The sequence below is a fragment of the Halomonas sp. JB37 genome (assembly GCF_002332255.1).
Lineage (GTDB): Bacteria > Pseudomonadota > Gammaproteobacteria > Pseudomonadales > Halomonadaceae > Vreelandella > Vreelandella casei.
In genome coordinates this window covers 3,164,942-3,183,191 of the sequence record NZ_NRGW01000001.1, presented here as the reverse complement: position 1 = coordinate 3,183,191, position 18,250 = coordinate 3,164,942, and the positions used below count along the sequence as shown (strand labels likewise).

The window sequence follows — 18,250 nt, the reverse complement described above, 5'->3', positions numbered from 1 at the left end:
CGCAACACTTTGAAGAAAAAACGCCCCACTCTGCAGGATATTGCCAACCATGTAGGGGCTACCAAAATGACGGTAAGCCGCTGCCTGCGCGATCCTGAAACGGTTTCTGAAGCACTACGCGCGCGCATCTTCTCAGTGGCTGAACAGGTCGGCTACATACCTAATCGAGCCCCGGATTTACTCTCCCGAGCGACCAGCCACTCTATCGGTGTGCTGGTGCCGTCATTGACCAACCAGGTCTTCGCCGATGTGATTGTCGGCATCGAATCGCTGACGGAACCCGCGGGCTATCATCTGATGCTTGCTCATTATGGCTATAGCCCTGAGCTTGAAGAACGTAGCTTGGCCTCGCTGCTCTCTTATAACGTCGACGGGGTGATTCTTTCTGACCGCGATCACACCCCGCGCAGCCTGCGTATGCTGGAAACCGCCGGTATACCGGTAGTTGAAATTATGGATACTTACCGGCCCGCGCTGCAGCAGGCGGTGGGCTATAACAACGTTCAAGCCGCTTATGACATGGTCAGTGCCATGATTCAGCGGGGTCGACGTCAGGTGATTTACCTGGGCGTACGGCTAGATGAGCGTACTCGACAGCGCGAGCAGGGCTATCGCCTTGCTATGGAAGAGCACGAGCTAACGCCGATTGCGCTGAAAAGCACACAGCGTTCCTCTTATAGCGTGGGGGCGGCACTGCTAAAGCAGGTGCTAGCTGACTATCCAGACGCCGATGGCGTGTTCTGCACCAATGATGACGTTGCTGTGGGCGCTTATTTTGAGTGCCAGCGATGTGAGATTGACGTGCCTGGGCGCATGGCCTTGGCGGGGTTTCACGGCCATGACGTAGGGCAAGTGATGGCACCTAGGCTTGCTAGCGTGGTTACGCCGCGTCAGGCCATCGGCGAAGCAGCGGCGCGCGAGCTTTTAGCCCGTATACGGGGTGAGCCGTTAACGCAGAGCGTGATCGACTTAGGTTATCGAATCGAAGCAGGCATGACGCTATAGCGTGACGGCGGCTGTGGGACTGGCTAAAGTAGCATTTTTCCCTTGCTATGAGGCCACCCGTGGAAATTGCTCAGCTCAATATCTACCCCGTTAAGTCATTACAAGGCATCAGCTTGAGCCAAAGTGTGTTGCAGGAGCACGGGCTAGCCTGGGACCGCCGCTGGATGCTGGTTGATGCCCAGCAACGTTTTGTGACGCAGCGTCAGTTGCCTGCGCTGGCCACAATCGGCGTTGAATTGACCGACGAGCACCTTGTGCTTTCACACCCCGCCGTTGACCCGCTGCGCCTGCCATTAGCTGAGCCGGAGGGAAACCTGCGCCTTGTTAATGTGTGGAATGATCACTGCAAAGCGCGGCCTGAAAGCGAGGAAGTAACGCGATGGTTAGAAGCTGCCCTGGGCGAACAGGCTCAAGGGCTGAGCTTGGTACGCTTTGCCACGGAGTTTAGCCGTGCGGTTGAAGAAGATTTTCTCGACGGCGGGTCGGCCCATACTTATTTCGCCGATGGCTATCCCTTTTTGATTACCACTACCGGCTCCTTAAATGCCCTGAATCAAGCCCTGGTCGATGGCGGGCAATCGCCGGTGCCGATGAATCGTTTTCGACCTAATATCGTTATTAAGTGCGACCAGGCATGGGCTGAAGATCACTGGGTGACGCTTTCAGCGCAGAGCGGTAACTTTCAACTAACGCTGCGTAAGGCCTGCAAACGGTGCAAAATTATCACGATTGATCAGCAGTCGGCGGCGGTGCCTGCGCCTGCAGAACCGCTGAAAACGCTGGTTGTGCTTAATACTCAGCCTACCTTGAAAGGCGCGCACTTCGGCCAAAATGCCACCCTGCTTGTCGGTGCGGGCAGCGTTATTCGCGTGGGGGATGCGTTGGCGGCAGTGGTCCGCGAGATTTAAGGCGCAGCAGGTTGGTAGCAATGGCCGTACCTATCAGCGTAATTACCATACCGGCGATAATCTGAAGGCTTAGTGTTTCGTCCAGCAATAGATAGCCCCATACCAGTGCGCTCACCGGCACTAAGAAAGTGACCGTCGAGGTTGCTGTAGCCCCGGCATTGGCGAGTAAGCCAAAATACAGCAGGAATGCCAGCGTGGTGCTAAGTGTGGCGAGCGAAATAGCGTTGCCCCAAGCCAGAAGGCTGATGGGGGAGCTTGGCCATAACCAAATGCCGGGGATCAATAGCACCAGCGCCGACATCGCGCAGCTGCCCGCGGCCAGAACGCGGGTAGGAAGGTGGCCTAGGCGCGTTTTAGAGTAGTTGCTCGCAATGCCATAGCAAAACGTAGCCCCGAGTGCCGCCACAATAAACCAGCCGTCGCCACCTAGCGCAAAGTCGAGTCGATTTGCTGAGAGCACATAAACCCCCAGCAGCGCCAGGGCGAGGCCCCAGTACTGTTGGCGCTGTATAGCGGTGGCGAAGAAGCACACGCCTATCAATGCAGTGAAAATAGGCGTAGTAGCGTTAATCAGTGACGTGAAACCTGCTTCAAGGCGAGTGGTAGCGAGTGCCAGCAGTGAAAAAGGCAGTACGTGATTGACGATTCCCAGCAGTAATAGCGGGCCTTTATGCTGCCAAATTAGGCGTAGATAGTGCAGGCTGATAAGCAGCGGCATTAATAGCAGCGCGCCTATTCCCATACGTATCAGCACCAGTGGGACCGGCCCGAACTCGGGGGCGGCTACGCGCATGAAGATGAAGGACAGACCCCAGAGCGAGGAAAGCAGTAGCAGACGCAGCGCATCAGCGGATGACATGGGATGCCCTTAGTATTCAAAATGATGTAGTTAGATGGCTAGCTAGCTTACGACTGAACAGAGGCTGATGGAAGTTATTGGAGGCGCTTGCTGGGCAGAGCATGTAAAAATCAGCTACGCTGTTTAGGTAGCCTAGGTGGCATCTGCCGCTTGGGCTCAGAGCGACATATTTTTCTGCCTATTAGCACGTACAAGGAGTTGTTCATGGATCGCAAAGCTAGCGCACGTTGGGAAGGTGGATTGAAAGATGGTAAAGGCACCGTTTCAACCGAAAGTGGCGTATTAGATGCCAAGTACTCCTTTAAGCAGCGCTTTGAAGATGAAAAAGGCACGAATCCTGAAGAGCTGATCGGCGCAGCGCATGCCAGCTGCTTTTCGATGGCGCTTTCAATGATTCTGGGTGAGAAGGGTTATACCGCCGATTCTATCGAAACCAGTGCGAAAGTGACTCTTTCCCAAAGCGATGCCGGATTCGATATTTCTAAGATTCACTTAGACGTTGTCGCCGCCATCAGTGGCGCAGACGATGCAGCTTTCCAGGAAGCAGCGGAAACCGCTAAAGCCAATTGCCCGGTTTCTAAAGTCCTTAATGCCGACATTAGCATGACTGCTAAATTAAAAGGCTAATGTTGATCTATGTTATGGCGTCTTTTTTCTATGGGCTTTTAAGTATTAGGCCCATTTCTTAATCAAGACGTCATGCCGCTTAAGTCTCTAATAAAAGGTATATGAGTCGAGTCTTTTTTAAATAGCACTAATGCCTTTTAAGTAAAGCGCGGTAAAATATAAAAGCCTTGGCGGTTGCCAAGGCTTTTATATTGGCTATTAGTGCCAATTCATTAGTCACGCGTATACTCTTCAGCGTCTTTGAGAGCATCTTCAGATGCATTAACGCTAATGACGTAGCCTTCGCCATCTTCTTCTTTGGTGAGTTCAAGCGAATCCCACTCGATAGCAACGCTTTTTTCACCCATACCTAGAAAGCCACCGACACCGACAACCACCGCGGTGACTTGGCCATCTTCATTGATCACGAGATCGGTAATGGTACCAATATCTTGATCATCCTCTACCGTGCTTTGAACCTGATTGCCGGTCAAAGCATCCGCATGGAAAGTGTTTTCTGGCGTAGTAGTGAGGTAGGTCGCTTCCATTGTTTCGGTCGTTTCTTCAGCGCTTGCCATACCTGCGGCAAGAATGAAGGCCGGAGCGACGAGAGTACCTAGAATAGCGGGTTTAATCATTTTCATGTTTGCTTGCTCCTTGCGTTATTATCGGGACTGAACGGCTCCGCGTTGCAGTCCTAGGGAACTAATAACGGCTGATAACCTTCCGAGCTGCCTTGCGCTGGAAATCTTCTTGCCGCTACTATTCCTAGTTTTATTAATCATCAAATCAAGCTAGATATTAAGCTGTACTAACTGCGTAAGATGATTAACGCCGCCTTGTGCTTAGTTGCACTAAGGCAATTAACAGTTTAGTCGCTGTGTTCAGAAATACAATCGTTTCATTAAAACTTTTAGCAGGCTATGTGAGTGTTTAGGGCCGCCGTGCCGCTGCCATGCGACAATCTACCGAGTTGACCTACTCTTTGACAATGCTCATATTGCCGGGTCAAATGACCGCTTTCAGCTTACCTGCCGTGAATGTCAGGCCAAGGCCGCATAAAAAGGAAAACCCATGATATCGACTGCTAGGCGCTACCCCTTAACGCGTGTTAAGCAACTGTGGCTCGGCAGTATAACGCTGGGTGCATGGCTGTTGGCGTCGTCTGCTGCTGCCAGCGGCAGTGACTCTCCTCGAGGGCATTATCCGCTGCCTGAAAACGGCAATATGGTCGGCGAGGTCTCCACCGTCGCAGCCACAGAAGAAGATACGCTGATGGATATTGCCCGTGCTCACAACGTGGGCTACGAAGAAATTCGTATGGCTAATCCTGATGTCAGCCTTTGGGTGCCGGGGGAGGGAACCGAGGTGACGATCCCCGGTCAGTTCATTCTTCCCGATGAGGAGCGTACGGGCATTGTGATTAACGTGGCCGAGCTGCGCCTTTATTACTATCCCGATGTTAAGGCTGGCGAAACGCCGCGTGTCGAAACGTATCCGATCGGCATCGGGCGTGACGCCTTTAATACGCCGCTGGGAATTACGAAAACGACCATGCGCCTTGAGAATCCGGCCTGGTATCCGCCTGAATCAATTCGTCGTGAGGCGACCGAACGTGGCGACCCAGCACCCGCCGTGGTACCTCCTGGTGCTGAGAATCCTTTAGGCCGCTTCACCATGCTGCTGGATATCCCAGGCTATATGATCCACAGCACTAACCAGCCAGATGGTGTTGGTATGCGCGCCAGCAGAGGCTGCATCCGCATGTATCCTGAAGATATTGAATCTGTGTTCTGGCGCGTGCCGGTGGGTACCCAGGTCAATATTATCGATGCACCAATCAAGCTAGGCTGGGGCGCCAACGATGAAAGCTTTGTGCAGGCCTTTACCTCGACAGACGAAAAGGCCTATGGCATGGAAACGCTATTAAATGTCGTTGGTTTAATTGAGCAATACGAAGGCGGCAATCCGCGTAGCGTCGACTATGAGCAGGTGCGGGAGGTGCTAGATCAATCCAACGGCCAGATCGTTCCTCTCAGCTAGTTCAGCGTTTTCCCCGCTAGCGTGCGGGGTCAAGTACGCCGCCTAGCGAGGCATTGCGTCGAAACCAGCCTGCAATGCTGGTGCGCGACTGGCGGGTGGGAAGCACTTCGTGGGCGATAGTTTCAGACAAGAAGCAGGCGAAGGTGCCTGCTTCGGGCACTACCCGGGCGATCTCAAGACTGGAGTCGTCCGGGTGGTAGATCACCATTTCACCACCGGCATCGCTTGGCCAGTCGGGCGTTAAGTAACTGACAGTGGAAATCACGCGATTGGCGCGGCCACGAAAACTATCTACGTGGCGTTGATAAAAAGCGCCGGGGGGGTAGTGGGAAAAATGCGCTTCGTACTCGAACAGACCTAAAAACAGTGCATGATTAAGCGCCTGCTGTAGCTCGCTCATGGCATCTAAGTAACGCCGCTGAGCGGCGCTTCCACGATCCAGCCAGTGAATAGCGTCCCCGCGAATATCTTTACGCAGCAGATGCTGCTTGCCTCGGCCAATCCCCGCTTCATCTAATTTATTATAGGCCGCGCGGTGCAAAAGCTCGTGATTCAGCGCATCACATAGCTCAAGGTCAATAACCTCGCGGCCCACATACCAGCCCTGCTCGACCAGTGCATCCACCAGGGCATTTTGCGTTGCTGTTTGCAGCACGGGTGACGACGTTGTGGCGATCGGGGTCATTTGTTGGGTCTCGGTGGCGCCGGGCGAGAAGGCGTGGCAGATGACTTAGGAAGCCGGCTTTTGCGTTCAGGATAATGCTGTAGCGGGCCCTGCGGGCGTTGATATAAATCAATGGGCATGCCAAAGCCCTCTGCCAGTAATTCCACCAGCATCATTGCCGACAGCCCCCAGATGACATGGCCATCGACGTGATAGCTGGGTACATAGTGAGCAACGCCATCGACGGTAATGACATCGGTATGGGTGCGGTAGTCATCCAAAAAGTGGCTAAGTGGAACCTCAAAAATAGCGTCAAGCTCACCTGGGTCAGCAACCAGCGGTAAATCAGGCGGAATAATGCCAACCCAAGGGGTAACGCGAATCCCATGTAGTGAAATGACATCCGACAGCCTTCCCAGCGGCTCGACTAGGCTAGGGTCAAGGGCAATTTCCTCTTCAGCTTCGCGCAGGGCCGTTGCGTAGAGGTCGCTGTCAAAAGGTTCACGCTTACCCCCTGGAAAGGCCACCTGGCCGCTGTGAGTGCTTAAGTGGCTTGCGCGGCGGGTAAATAGTAAGGTTGGCTCTGGACGTTCGACAATGGGTAAAAGCACGGCGGCTTCGGGCATCACGATGTGATCCAAACGCCGAGGAGTCAGTTGTTGCAGCTGTTGACGCAGTTTCTCTAACATAGGGTATCCAGTGACTTTGTTCTCTTTTACCCAGCAGCGGCCATTGACGTCAAGCGCGTCGAGGCTTCTATTCACTAGCCGTTGAGAATACGCGATGAATTTTTGTAGCCAGTGTGGTGATAAAGTACGTTTTGCCGTCCCTGAAGGCGATGATCGCCCACGCTACCTGTGTGATGCCTGCGGTACGATCCATTATCAAAACCCACGCATCGTGGCCGGCACGCTGCCGGTCAGCGGTAGCAAAGTATTGCTCTGTAAACGCGCGATTGCCCCGCGCAAGGGCTATTGGACATTGCCTGCTGGCTTTATGGAAAATGCTGAATCTACCCCGCAGGCGGCTACCAGGGAAACGCGGGAAGAGGCCTGTGCCGAGGTCGATCTGGCTAATCTGTATACGCTCATTGATCTGCCCCATATCAATCAGGTATTTATGATTTTTCGTGCCGAATTAGTCGGCGGCTTTAGTGCCGGGCCAGAAAGCCTCGACGTTGCCTTGTTTGAAGAGCATGAAATCCCTTGGGATGAGCTTGCTTTCATTACGATTGAACGTACGTTACGTCACTTTTACGCGGATCGCCCACATGATGAATTCCCGCTGCACATCAGCATGGTGACACCGGAAGACCGCGAGCGTTATTTAGGCAGCGCCTAGACGGCTAAAAATAAGCGGGCGCACGTGTTACAAATCGGCGAGTAGCCACACATCATAAGCGACTTCTTCATAGGGGTGGGCAAGTTTCAAGGCCGCAATAGCGCCGTGAATATGGGCCTCGTCGCATATCATCTCGATTTTGAACTCTTCAACGCTTGCCAAACTGCCGACCGTGCCGATATGCGGATTGGTGCCTTTCGTTGGCCGAAACTGGCCCGTGCCGCGGGTTTGAAAGCAGACATTCTCATACAAGCCAATATGCCCAGCGCCGGACTCAAATACGGCCTGTTTAACGCTTTCGGCATCGTCGATGGGTACGTAAAAAGCCAGTTTATACATGCATGGTCTCCAAGTAGTGTGAGCGTGGTGAAGCGATATACCATTTGCCCATTAGCGCCGCTTTTCTATTAACGAATAGGTGACTTCTGATCTCGGCATTACCTTTGTATGATGACACGTAAATTAACATTGAGAGAGCAGCGTATGGATAAATTCGAGGTTAAGCTGGATCAGGCCGCCAGGGCCGCCTGGATGTCCTTCGTGGGCGGAATGACGCAGGATGAAATTGCCTACCAGCTAGGCGTCTCCAGGCCGGGAGTACAGCGGTTATTGGCCCTGGCGCGACAGGAAGGATTGGTCAAAGTCCATATTGATCATCCTATTTCCACCTGTATGGCGCTAGGCCGCACGCTGCGTGATCGTTTTAGCTTAGACTACTGCGAAGTGGTACCTGCTGATAATCACGCACCTGACAGCGCACTTTCCTATCTAGCGGTAGCCGCCGCAGAACGTATTGCCAAACTCGTTGAACGCAGTGAGCCGTTAACGCTTTCGTTAGGCTCTGGGCGTTCGGTGCGCGCCGCAGTGGAGTCGCTCAGGCGCGTTGAACGTCCACAGCATCGCTTTGTGTCGCTGGTGGGTAATGTCGCTAGGGACGGCTCGACGAACCGTTACGACGCCGTCATGTTGATGGCTGATAAAACCGGCGGAGAACGCTTTTTGCTGCCCACGCCGATAGTGGCTGGGTCGCTGGGCGAGAAAGAGGCGATGCTCACGCAGCGACTGTTCAAGGCGATTGCTGACGTGGCTACAGAATCAGAAGCCGCCTTCATTGGCATAGGGCGTATCGACCGGCAGGCCACGCTGTTTCGAGACCACTTCATTAGCGAAAGCGAGCTGGATGAGCTGTTGGGCTTAAAAGCGGTGGGCGAGCTATTAGGGTGGCCGCTTAACAGTGATGGCGACGTCATTGACTGTTCGATTACACGCCGCGTTACTAGCCTTCCCTTAGAGCGCTTTGGTAAACATCTCATGGTCGCCATTGCAGGTGGGCGTGAAAAAGCGCCGGCCATTCGCGCAGCGCTGCGCGGTGGTTGGCTCAAAGGATTGGTGACCGATGAGGTCGCCGCAAGGCAGATTGTAGAAGCGTTATAACGCGTCAGTGCGCGTAGCAGACACTAGGTTAGCGTAAAGTCTAAGCCCATGGGCTTTGCTTTTTTTTGGCTTACGTACGATCATTTGTTTGGTTGATGATCAATAAGATCAAGGCGACAACAATGCCAATACATGCCCATAGGAGTGCTTTATGCGACTCGCACGTCACTTGCCCGTCACCACGCTAGCCGCCGCCATTGCTATAGCGGGAAACGCCCAGGCGCAAACAGAACTTACCGTGGCGACGGTAAACAACAACGATATGGTGATCATGCAAAGCCTCACGGAGGCTTTCGAGGAAGCGCATCCCGACATTACCCTAGACTGGGTAGTGCTTGAGGAAAACGTGTTGCGCCAGCGTATGACCACCGATATTGCCACCGGTGGCGGTCAGTTTGACGTGATGACGATCGGTACTTACGAAGTGCCGATCTGGGCTGAGCGAGAATGGCTGGAGCCGCTGAATAACTTGCCAGACGAGTACGCTGAGGACGACTTGCTAGCCTCGGTGCGCGATGGCTTGAGCTTGGATGGCACGCTTCACGCGCTGCCTTTCTACGCTGAAAGCTCGATGATGTATTACCGCAAAGACCTGTTTGAGCAAGCCGGTATAGAAATGCCGGAGCAGCCGACGTGGGCGCAGGTGCGTGACTGGGCCGAAGAGCTTCACGGCAGCGAAGAGGGTTTGGCTGGGATCTGCCTGCGCGGCAAGCCAGGCTGGGGTGAGAACATGGCGCTCATCACAACGCTGGTGAACACCTATGGCGGGCGCTGGTTTGATGAGCAGTGGAACCCAGAACTCAACTCCGAGGCGTGGGTCAATGCCATTCAGTTCTATGTTGACCTACTGGGTAACTACGGCCCGCCAGGCGCTAGCTCTAACGGCTTCAATGAAAACCTAGCGCTGTTCTCACGAGGCAATTGCGCCATGTGGGTGGATGCCACGTCAGCGGCAGGCAAGCTTTACGATGCTAACGAGTCTGACGTCGCGGATAGTCTTGGCTTTGCGCCAGCCCCCATCGCTGAAACGCCTAAGGGCTCGCACTGGTTGTGGTCTTGGGCGCTGGCTATCCCTGCCTCCTCTGAGCATAAAGAGGCTGCGCTTGAGTTTATTACCTGGGCAACGTCGCAGGAATACATTGAGCTAGTCGGCGAAACCAATGGCTGGACCAGCGTACCGCCGGGAACCCGAGAGTCTACCTATGCCAATGAGCAGTACACCGACGCGGCTCCGTTTGCTGATTTCGTACTTAACGCTATCAAAGAAACGAACCCTAACGACTCAACCCTTGAGCCAAACCCTTATGTTGGCGTACAGACCGTCAATATTCCTGAATTTCAGTCGATTGGCACTCAGGTTGGGCAAAGCATTGCAGCGGCTTTAATCGGTGATACCACGGTTGAGCAGGCATTAGACGGTGCCCAGCGCGCTACCGAGCGCACCATGCAGCGAGCTGGCTACATCGAACGATAAATAGCCAACGCCTGCCCTTACTTGGCCGTTAGCATATAAGGGCAGGCGTTTTGTCGGTGTTTTCGCAAGTCTGTTGTCTCGCAGGTATTTCCATGAATAAAAAACGTGCTTCTGGCCGTACGGTCGGCGGGTTAAGAACGCTTTCCCTTCAGGCGCCCGCTGTAACGCTGCTGCTGCTGTGGATGATTGTGCCATTAGGCATGACGCTCTGGTTCTCCTTTCAGCATTACAACCTGCTAATGCCCAGCATGACGGGCTTTGCCGGGGTAGAAAACTATGAGTATTTGTTAACTGACCCTGCGCTGTGGCGCTCGATGATCAATACCCTACTGCTAGTGGGGTGGGTGCTGACGATTACCGTAGTGGGCGGCACGCTTCTGGCTGTGCTGTTTCAGCAGGAGTTCGCGGGTCGTGGTATTGCTCGCGTATTGGCTATTTCACCTTTCTTCATCATGCCCACTGTCAGTGCGCTGGTGTGGAAAAACATGATGATGCATCCGTCTAACGGGGTGCTGGCATGGCTCTTTGAATCCGTTGGACTGCCGGCGGTCGACTGGTTTTCGGCATTACCGCTAACGTCCATCGTGATTATTGTCGCGTGGCAGTGGCTGCCCTTTGCGCTGTTGATTTTGCTCACCGCCATGCAGTCACTGGATGAGGATCAAGTTGAAGCTGCGCGCATGGATGGCGCGGGGCCGCTGGCTATCTTCTTCTTTATTACGCTACCGCACTTAAGGCGCGCGATCAGCGTGGTGATCATGATTGAAATGATCTTCCTGCTGACTATTTTTGCGGAAATTTTTGTGACGACCTCGGGCGGGCCTGGTTTAGCGACCACCAACTTGGCCTACCTGATTTATATCCGTGCGCTACTGGATTTTGACGTGGGCACTGCGTCCGCCGGTGGGGTGATTGCCATCATCCTTGCCAATATCGTGGCGATCTTCCTGGTCCGTATGGTGGCCAAAAACTTGGAAGACTAGACCGGCACTTGTGTCTTGGGAGCATTGCAATGACAACATTACGTTCCAAAACGGCTGCGCCACACTCGATGACGGGGTGGCGGTCAGCACAGGCAAAGCGGGCTTTTATAACCGTGCTGGGCTGGTCAATTGCCCTGGTGATCTTTTTTCCGATCTTCTGGATGATACTGACCGGATTCAAAACAGAAACAGCGGCGATTGCCGACCCGACGCTGATTTTTTCCCCGACGCTTGAAAGCTATCAGGCCGTACACGAGCGCTCTGGGTATGCACGCTTTGCGCTTAACAGCGTAGCGGTAGCCTTTGGCTCTACCTTCTTGGCACTGCTGATTGCGATACCGTGTGCCTACGCCATGGCTTTTTTGCCGACGAAGCGCACCAAAGGCACCTTGCTGTGGATGCTCTCCACTAAAATGCTGCCATCAGTGGGCGTGCTAGTGCCCATTTATCTGATCTTTCGCGATGTCGGCCTGCTCGATACGCGCACTGGGCTGATCATCATTTATACGCTGATGAACCTGCCGATTGTGGTGTGGATGCTCTACACCTTCTTTAAAGATATGCCCAAAGACATTCTAGAAGCAGGGCGGATGGACGGCGCTTCTACGCTGCAGGAAGTGTTCTTTTTGCTATTGCCGCTGACCCTTCCAGGCATTGCCTCAACGGGGCTGCTATCGGTGATTTTAAGCTGGAATGAGGCATTTTGGAGCCTCAATCTTACCACTTCAAAAGCGGCCCCCTTAACGGCGTATATTGCCTCGTTCTCAAGTCCTGAGGGTCTGTTCTGGGCCAAACTGTCAGCGGCATCCACTATGGCGATCGCTCCCATTTTAATACTGGGCTGGATGACTCAAAAACAAATGGTACGTGGCCTGACCTTTGGTGCCGTCAAGTAAAGGAGCTTCTCATGGCAACACTACAACTGCGCAATATTACCAAGCACTTCGGCGACACCCAGGTAATCAAAGGTATCGACCTTGAGGTGAATGATCGCGAATTCGTGGTCTTCGTGGGCCCCTCCGGCTGCGGTAAGTCGACCCTGATGCGCATGATCGCCGGGCTGGAAAGTGCCAGCGATGGCGATATTTTAATCGATGGCCAGCGTATCAATGACGTTGGGCCAGCGGATCGCGGCCTTGCGATGGTTTTCCAAAGCTATGCGCTTTATCCGCATATGACGGTGGAAGGCAATATGGGCTTCAGCATGAAGCTTGCGGGCGTGCCTAAAGAGGAGCGGCGTGCCAAGGTGCTGGAAGCGGCCAAAATCCTGCAGCTCGAACCACTGTTGGATCGCAAACCGAAGGCGCTTTCGGGCGGTCAGCGCCAGCGGGTGGCGATTGGCCGCGCCATTGTGCGCAACCCCAGTATCTTCCTGTTCGATGAGCCGCTTTCTAACTTAGACGCCGCGCTGCGTGTGCAGATGCGAATTGAGCTAGCACGGCTGCACGATGAGCTAGATGCGACCATGATCTACGTCACCCATGACCAGATCGAAGCCATGACCATGGCAGATAAAATCGTTGTGCTTCACGACGGCGTGGTGGAGCAGGTGGGTTCGCCTATGACGCTCTATCACCATCCACGCAACCGCTTTGTGGCGGGGTTTATCGGCTCCCCCAAAATGAATTTTCTACCGGTAACGCTGACCGGCGTAACGCCTGAAGGAGTGGGTATTCGATTACCCGGTGGCGGTGAGCGCAGCGTACCGGCTGACGGCCAGCACTTGGTCGCCAACGCTACGCTTGAGCTAGGCGTTCGCCCGGAACATCTGGTACTTGATGAGCAAGGGCCGCTGAGTGGCGAGATTAAAGTGCTGGAGCGCCTGGGCGGCCAAACCTCGCTCTACGTTCAAATGGATGATGAGCTGGTCACGATTATGGCCGATGGTGACGTCGCCTATAGAGTGCACGACACGGTGCATTTTGGTTTTGCCCCTGAGCGTGCTCACTTGTTCGATGCGGATGGTCTAGCGTTATCCAGCTTGCAGCAGCACCCTCTGGCCGCGCTGACCCGCCATGATAACCGCGCCCCATCGCCTGCAGAGGACCCTGCATGAAGACGCTCATCTTTGACTGCGACGGAGTGCTGGTCGACAGTGAGGCGCTTGCTGAAGATACCCTCGTTGAGTACCTGTCGCGCTGGTTGCCTGATCTTAACGTCACCCAGGTGCTCAGTCAGGCACTCGGCATGACCACCGCCAATATTTTACGTCACCTTGAACAGCTAAGTACCCATACCTTGCCGCTCGATGCCACCGAACAAATGGATACGGCCATTGAGGCGCGTTTGGCAAGCGAGCTTCGAGCGATTGAGGGTGTAGATGAAGCCGTCCGGCGTATACCGCTTGCCAAGGCCATTGTCTCCAACAGCCGCCGTAGCCGCGTGCTGGCCTCGCTTGCCGGCACGCAGTTGGCGGATGCCTTTGGCGCAGTACCGATTTTTACCGCTGAACAGGTCGCTAAACCCAAGCCTGACCCAGCGCTTTATCGGCTCGCAGCGCATCAGCTGGGTCAATTGCCTAAAGACTGTTTAGTGGTAGAAGACAGCGTTTCCGGCGTGACCGCTGCCCACGCTGCCGGCATGTGTGTGATTGGCTTCGTTGGCGCCAGCCATGTGGATGCTGAACAGTCAGCACGACTGACTAACGCCGGTGCGTGGCGCATTTTAGACCATATGCGTGGTTTGGAAGCCTTGGTTAACGAGTGGCAGACCAACGCCAAGTGAGCCTTGACTGGAGAAATACCGATGACCCAACTTAACAACCTCAATCTAGCCAAGCTCAGTGCCGATGTTGCCACGCCTGGCTATGACCGCCGTTCACTGACGCCCGGTATTGTGCATATTGGGGTAGGTGGCTTTCATCGCGCTCATCAGGCGATGTACCTAGATGCACTGATGAATCAGGGAGAGGCGCTGGACTGGGGGATTGTTGGCGTTGGCGTGATGGCTGGCGACAAACGCATGCAGCAGGCGCTGGCGGCGCAGGATTATCTGTATACGCTGGTGATCAAGCATCCTGATGGCCAATATGAGCCGCGTGTGATCGGCAGCATGGTGAATTACCTGTTTGCACTGGAAGACGGTGACGCAGTGGTTGAGCAGATGGCGGACCCGGCTATTCGTATCGTGTCGCTAACGGTTACCGAAGGGGGCTATAACTTTCATCCGGTGAGCGGCGAATTCGATGTTGATAATCCGCAAATACGCGCTGATCTTGCCAATCCTACTCAGCCGTCCAGCAGCTTTGGCCTGGTCGTCGAAGCGCTTGCTCGCCGGCGTGCGCGGGGTGTGGCTCCCTTTACCGTGATGTCCTGCGATAATATTCAGGGCAATGGTGATGTGGCCAAATGCATGTTTGCTGCCTATGCTCAGGCGCGTGATCCTGAATTAGGCGCTTGGCTAACGACTGAGGTGGTGTTTCCCAATGCCATGGTAGATCGCATCACTCCGGTCACGTCGCCTGTCGATATTGACGAGCTGGCTCAACGCTTCGCGGTTGAGGATGCTTGGCCGGTGGTTTGCGAACCCTTTACCCAGTGGGTATTGGAGGACGATTTCCCCCTGGGGCGCCCCGCATTTGAGAAGGTGGGTGTTCAGCTAGTGGACGATGTTGAACCCTATGAGCTGATGAAGCTGCGCTTGCTTAACGCAAGCCATCAGGCACTGACCTACTTTGGCTATTTGGCGGGCTATCGCTATGCCCATGAAGTGTGTCAGGACCCGCTGTTCGTCAATTTTTTAATGGGTTATATGTGCGAAGAAGGCACCCCGACGTTATCGCCAGTGCCGGGCGTTGACCTTGAAGCCTATCGATTAACGCTGATTGAGCGTTTCGCCAACCCGCAAATTAAAGATACGCTGGCAAGGCTGTGCGCCGAAAGCTCTGATCGTATTCCCAAATGGCTCGTGCCGGTAATTCGCCAACAGTTGGCTCAGGGCGGTGATATAGCACGCAGTGCCGCTGTTGTTGCCAGCTGGGCGCGCTATGCTGAGGGTGTGGATGAGCAGGGCCAAGCTATTGAAATTATTGATCGCTTAAAGGCGCCCTTGATGGCCATTGCCGCGCAGAACCGCACGCGACCCACGGCCTTTATTGAGAACCGTGAGCTGTTTGGCGATCTAAGCGACAGCCCTCGATTTGTTGACGCTTATCTAGCGGCGCTAACAGCGCTGCACGAACGCGGCGCACGCGCTACTCTAGAGGGGCTGGCCGTGTCCAAAGGAACGTTGTGATGTATATCGGGGTAGATTGCGGTACCCAAAGCACCAAGGTGGTCGTGGTAGACGTTGAGCGGGGAGGGATTCTGGCTGAGGCGAGCTGCCCCCATCGCCTTGATGAAGGCGAAAATGGCCGACGCGAGCAGGCACCCGCTGAGTGGTTAGCGGCCCTTAAAGGCGCTTTCTTTGCCGCGCTGGAGCGCGCAGGAGTTCCCGCGAGTGACGTGCGGGGGATTGGTGTATCCGGCCAGCAGCATGGGATGGTGGCACTGGATGCCGACGGTGCGCCGGTTTACCCGGCCAAGCTGTGGTGCGATACCGAAACCAATGCGCAGAACATTGACCTAGTGGCGCGCTTGGGGGGCGAAGTAGGCTGTTTGGATAAGCTGGGACTGGTGCTGCAAACTGGCTACACAGCGTCTAAACTCGCTTGGCTTCGTGAGCAGCACCCCAATGCCTATCGACGAATTGACAGCCTGCTACTGCCTCACGATTACCTGAATTACTGGTTAACCGGTGAGCGCGTTACGGAGGCAGGCGATGCGTCAGGCACTGGCTATTTCGATACTCGCAACCGTTGCTGGCAGTTGGATGTGTTTGCTGAAATCGCCCCCGAACTCGACCCGGCGAAGGTATTGCCCCGCGTGCTAGAAGCCCATGAGCCAGCCGGGTTTGTGCGCCCAGCGGTTGCCCGAGAGCTTGGGCTGAGCGATCAGGTCGTCGTCTCTTCTGGCGGTGGCGACAACATGCTGGGCGCCATTGGTACCGGCAATATCACCCCAGGGCTGATTACGCTCAGCCTAGGTACGTCCGGCACCGTCTGCGCCTATTCGGCGACGCCTGTCGAATGTGACAGCGCCATGGTTGCTAACTTCTGTTCGAGTACCGGCGGCTGGCTGCCGCTTATTTGCACCATGAACGTTACTTCAGCCACCACGCGAGTGCGCGAACTGTTCGGTTTAGATCTGGCGGCATTTAGTGAGAAAGTAGCCAGCGCGCCAATGGGCGCTGAAGGCGTTACCGTATTGCCGTTTTTTAATGGCGAGCGGGTGCCGATGCTGCCTGATGCGTCGGCGGACTTTCTCAGTCTAACTAGTTTAAATACCACCCAGGCTAATTTATGCCGGGGCGTGGTAGAAGGGGCCACGTTCGGGCTACGCTATGGGCTAGAGTTACTGGGTGATATCACCGCTGGCGCGAGCCAGATCAGGCTAATCGGTGGCGGTGCCAATAGCCCCATATGGCGGCAGATGGTGGCCGATATTACCGGCACCCAGGTGATTTGCCCCGAGATAACCGATGCGGCAGCGCTAGGCGCTGCGCTCCAGGTGGCTTGGTGCGATCAGCGTGCAAACGGCGTAACGCTAGAGATGCTGTGTGAACGCTTAGTGCATTTGGATGCGCAGTCGCTGGCTGACCCACATCCAGAGAGAGTGGCCGCTTACCAACCCATTTATGCCCGCTATTGCGCGGCACTTGAACAACGCCATGGCGGCGCCTAACAGCCTATTAAGGAGATTGTATGACGAGTCAGTTGCAACAGTTGAAGCAACATTCGCTGGTAGTCGCCGATACCGGTGATCTTGACGCTATCCGCCGCTATCAGCCCCAGGATGCCACCACCAACCCGTCATTACTGCTTAAAGCCTTTAGCCTGGCAGGTTATCAAGGATTGATTGATGAAGAGCTGGGCAGCGTAAAAGCCTCAGGTAGCAGTCGTGAAGAGCAGGTTAGCCATGCCGTTGATCGGCTTGCAGTCGCCATGGGCAGTGAAATTTCAGCCGTGGTGCCGGGGCGTGTTTCTACCGAAGTTGCCGCGCGTCTTTCTTTCGATACCCAGGCCAGCATTGCCAAAGCCCATGAGCTGATCGAGCTTTATAGCGCCCGCGGTGTCGCCCGCGATCGTGTGCTGATTAAACTGGCATCTACCTGGGAAGGCATTCGTGCCGCCGAGGCGCTTGAGCGCGAAGGTATCCAGTGCAACCTAACGCTACTGTTTAGCGATGCTCAGGCCCAGGCGTGCTTCGATGCGGGCGTATTCCTGATCTCTCCTTTTGTGGGCCGTGTCACCGACTGGTACAAAAAAGAGACGGGCAATGATTACGCCCCTGCAAACGACCCAGGCGTTCAGTTTGTGCAGGGCGTGTGTGAGCGAGCCAATCAGGGTGGCTACGACACCGTGGTAATGGGCGCGAGCTTTCGTACTACGGGCCAGGTGTTAGCGCTGGCAGGCTGTCCGCGGTTAACCATTTCGCCCGCCTTGCTTGAAGAGCTGGAAGCCACTGAGGGCAGCGTCAGTGCGCAGATCAATGCTAGCGAAAGCAGTGGCAAGTCCGCGACAGCGTTAAGCGAATCAGCTTTCCGCTGGGGGCATAATCAGGATGCCATGGCGAACGACAAGCTGGCTGAGGGGATTCGTCGCTTCCACGAAGATCAGCTTGAGTTAGAAGCGTTAATCGATAAACGGCTTGGTTAACCGGATAGCTTAGTCGCGTTTAGGAAAGCAGTATTAGCACAACGCCGCCCCAGCCAATTGGCTGGGGCGGCGTTGTTTTGTAAGTGGGGTATCGATTCGCGTGAGTTTCGCCAGCAAAAAAACCTATTTATCGTTAACCTATAATGCTTTGGACTAAGGTAAGCTTGACAATAGTGTGTACACACAAATTTCGATAGTTCAAGGCTAGCATACATACATGAATGTAACTATAATGCTCA

General features: G+C 54.6%; 19 protein-coding genes. 14 read left to right on the top strand and 5 right to left on the bottom strand.

The window, feature by feature from the left end; all coding sequences use genetic code 11:
- Window positions 1-9: 9 nt before the first annotated feature.
- Together gntR and CIK78_RS14790 are read left to right on the top strand one after the other, a co-directional pair.
- Window positions 10-1,005 (top strand): gluconate operon transcriptional repressor GntR, encoded by a 996-nt coding sequence (gntR, locus tag CIK78_RS14795; RefSeq protein WP_096281521.1) that lies wholly within the window; start codon window positions 10-12, stop codon window positions 1,003-1,005.
- A gap of 59 nt (window positions 1,006-1,064) precedes the next feature.
- The gene (locus CIK78_RS14790) at window positions 1,065-1,913 is read left to right on the top strand and encodes an MOSC N-terminal beta barrel domain-containing protein (RefSeq protein ID WP_096281519.1); all 849 of its coding nucleotides are present in this window, start codon (window positions 1,065-1,067) and stop codon (window positions 1,911-1,913) included.
- Here CIK78_RS14790 and CIK78_RS14785 read toward each other — a convergent pair.
- The gene (locus CIK78_RS14785) at window positions 1,867-2,772 is read right to left on the bottom strand and encodes a DMT family transporter (RefSeq protein ID WP_096281517.1); all 906 of its coding nucleotides are present in this window, start codon (window positions 2,770-2,772) and stop codon (window positions 1,867-1,869) included. The genes CIK78_RS14790 and CIK78_RS14785 overlap by 47 nt on opposite strands.
- A gap of 204 nt (window positions 2,773-2,976) precedes the next feature.
- On the opposite strand from CIK78_RS14785, the gene CIK78_RS14780 reads away from it, so the two are divergent.
- On the top strand, window positions 2,977-3,399 hold the full coding sequence (locus CIK78_RS14780; RefSeq protein WP_096281515.1) for an OsmC family protein: 423 nt from the start codon (window positions 2,977-2,979) through the stop codon (window positions 3,397-3,399).
- 212 nt (window positions 3,400-3,611) lie between these two features.
- Here the strand turns inward: CIK78_RS14780 and CIK78_RS14775 are convergent, their stop codons facing one another.
- Entirely contained in the window at window positions 3,612-4,022 is a 411-nt protein-coding gene (locus CIK78_RS14775) for a PRC-barrel domain-containing protein (RefSeq protein WP_096281513.1), read from the bottom strand.
- Window positions 4,023-4,452: 430 nt separating this feature from the next.
- Here CIK78_RS14775 and CIK78_RS14770 point away from each other — a divergent pair, with 430 nt between their 5' ends.
- On the top strand, window positions 4,453-5,421 hold the full coding sequence (locus CIK78_RS14770) for a L,D-transpeptidase family protein (protein WP_096281510.1): 969 nt from the start codon (window positions 4,453-4,455) through the stop codon (window positions 5,419-5,421).
- A gap of 16 nt (window positions 5,422-5,437) precedes the next feature.
- Here the strand turns inward: CIK78_RS14770 and CIK78_RS14765 are convergent, their stop codons facing one another.
- Window positions 5,438-6,106, bottom strand: a complete 669-nt coding sequence (locus CIK78_RS14765; RefSeq protein ID WP_096281508.1) for a 2OG-Fe(II) oxygenase — start codon at window positions 6,104-6,106, stop codon at window positions 5,438-5,440.
- A complete protein-coding gene (locus CIK78_RS14760; protein ID WP_176483408.1) occupies window positions 6,103-6,774 on the bottom strand; it encodes a CoA pyrophosphatase in 672 nt (223 codons plus the stop codon). The genes CIK78_RS14765 and CIK78_RS14760 overlap by 4 nt, the downstream gene beginning before the upstream one ends.
- 94 nt (window positions 6,775-6,868) lie before the next feature.
- Here CIK78_RS14760 and CIK78_RS14755 point away from each other — a divergent pair, with 94 nt between their 5' ends.
- The gene (locus CIK78_RS14755; RefSeq protein WP_096281504.1) at window positions 6,869-7,426 is read left to right on the top strand and encodes an NUDIX hydrolase; all 558 of its coding nucleotides are present in this window, start codon (window positions 6,869-6,871) and stop codon (window positions 7,424-7,426) included.
- 27 nt (window positions 7,427-7,453) lie between these two features.
- Here CIK78_RS14755 and CIK78_RS14750 read toward each other — a convergent pair whose 3' ends face one another.
- Complete coding sequence (locus CIK78_RS14750) at window positions 7,454-7,765, bottom strand: NGG1p interacting factor NIF3 (protein ID WP_096281502.1); 312 nt, start codon at window positions 7,763-7,765, stop codon at window positions 7,454-7,456.
- A gap of 144 nt (window positions 7,766-7,909) precedes the next feature.
- On the opposite strand from CIK78_RS14750, the gene CIK78_RS14745 reads away from it, so the two are divergent.
- The 9 genes from CIK78_RS14745 to tal all read left to right on the top strand — a co-directional run bounded on the left by CIK78_RS14745 (window position 7,910) and on the right by tal (window position 18,011).
- On the top strand, window positions 7,910-8,860 hold the full coding sequence (locus CIK78_RS14745) for a sugar-binding transcriptional regulator (RefSeq protein WP_096281499.1): 951 nt from the start codon (window positions 7,910-7,912) through the stop codon (window positions 8,858-8,860).
- Between the two features lie 151 nt (window positions 8,861-9,011).
- On the top strand, window positions 9,012-10,334 hold the full coding sequence (locus CIK78_RS14740) for a sugar ABC transporter substrate-binding protein (protein ID WP_096281497.1): 1,323 nt from the start codon (window positions 9,012-9,014) through the stop codon (window positions 10,332-10,334).
- A 92-nt stretch (window positions 10,335-10,426) separates the two neighbouring features.
- A complete protein-coding gene (locus tag CIK78_RS14735; protein ID WP_096281494.1) occupies window positions 10,427-11,317 on the top strand; it encodes a sugar ABC transporter permease in 891 nt (296 codons plus the stop codon).
- A gap of 68 nt (window positions 11,318-11,385) precedes the next feature.
- Window positions 11,386-12,213, top strand: coding sequence for a carbohydrate ABC transporter permease (locus CIK78_RS14730; protein WP_096282399.1), 828 nt, complete (start codon window positions 11,386-11,388; stop codon window positions 12,211-12,213).
- An 11-nt stretch (window positions 12,214-12,224) separates the two neighbouring features.
- Window positions 12,225-13,373, top strand: a complete 1,149-nt coding sequence (gene ugpC, locus CIK78_RS14725) for a sn-glycerol-3-phosphate ABC transporter ATP-binding protein UgpC (protein ID WP_096281492.1) — start codon at window positions 12,225-12,227, stop codon at window positions 13,371-13,373.
- Window positions 13,370-14,041, top strand: a complete 672-nt coding sequence (locus CIK78_RS14720) for an HAD-IA family hydrolase (RefSeq protein ID WP_096281490.1) — start codon at window positions 13,370-13,372, stop codon at window positions 14,039-14,041. Before ugpC ends, CIK78_RS14720 begins: the two co-directional genes overlap by 4 nt.
- Window positions 14,042-14,062: 21 nt before the next feature.
- Entirely contained in the window at window positions 14,063-15,550 is a 1,488-nt protein-coding gene (locus tag CIK78_RS14715; protein ID WP_096281488.1) for a mannitol dehydrogenase family protein, read from the top strand.
- The gene (gene xylB, locus CIK78_RS14710) at window positions 15,550-17,037 is read left to right on the top strand and encodes a xylulokinase (protein WP_096281486.1); all 1,488 of its coding nucleotides are present in this window, start codon (window positions 15,550-15,552) and stop codon (window positions 17,035-17,037) included. Before CIK78_RS14715 ends, xylB begins: the two co-directional genes overlap by 1 nt.
- Window positions 17,038-17,057: 20 nt before the next feature.
- On the top strand, window positions 17,058-18,011 hold the full coding sequence (tal, locus tag CIK78_RS14705; protein ID WP_096281484.1) for a transaldolase: 954 nt from the start codon (window positions 17,058-17,060) through the stop codon (window positions 18,009-18,011).
- Window positions 18,012-18,250: the final 239 nt, after the last annotated feature.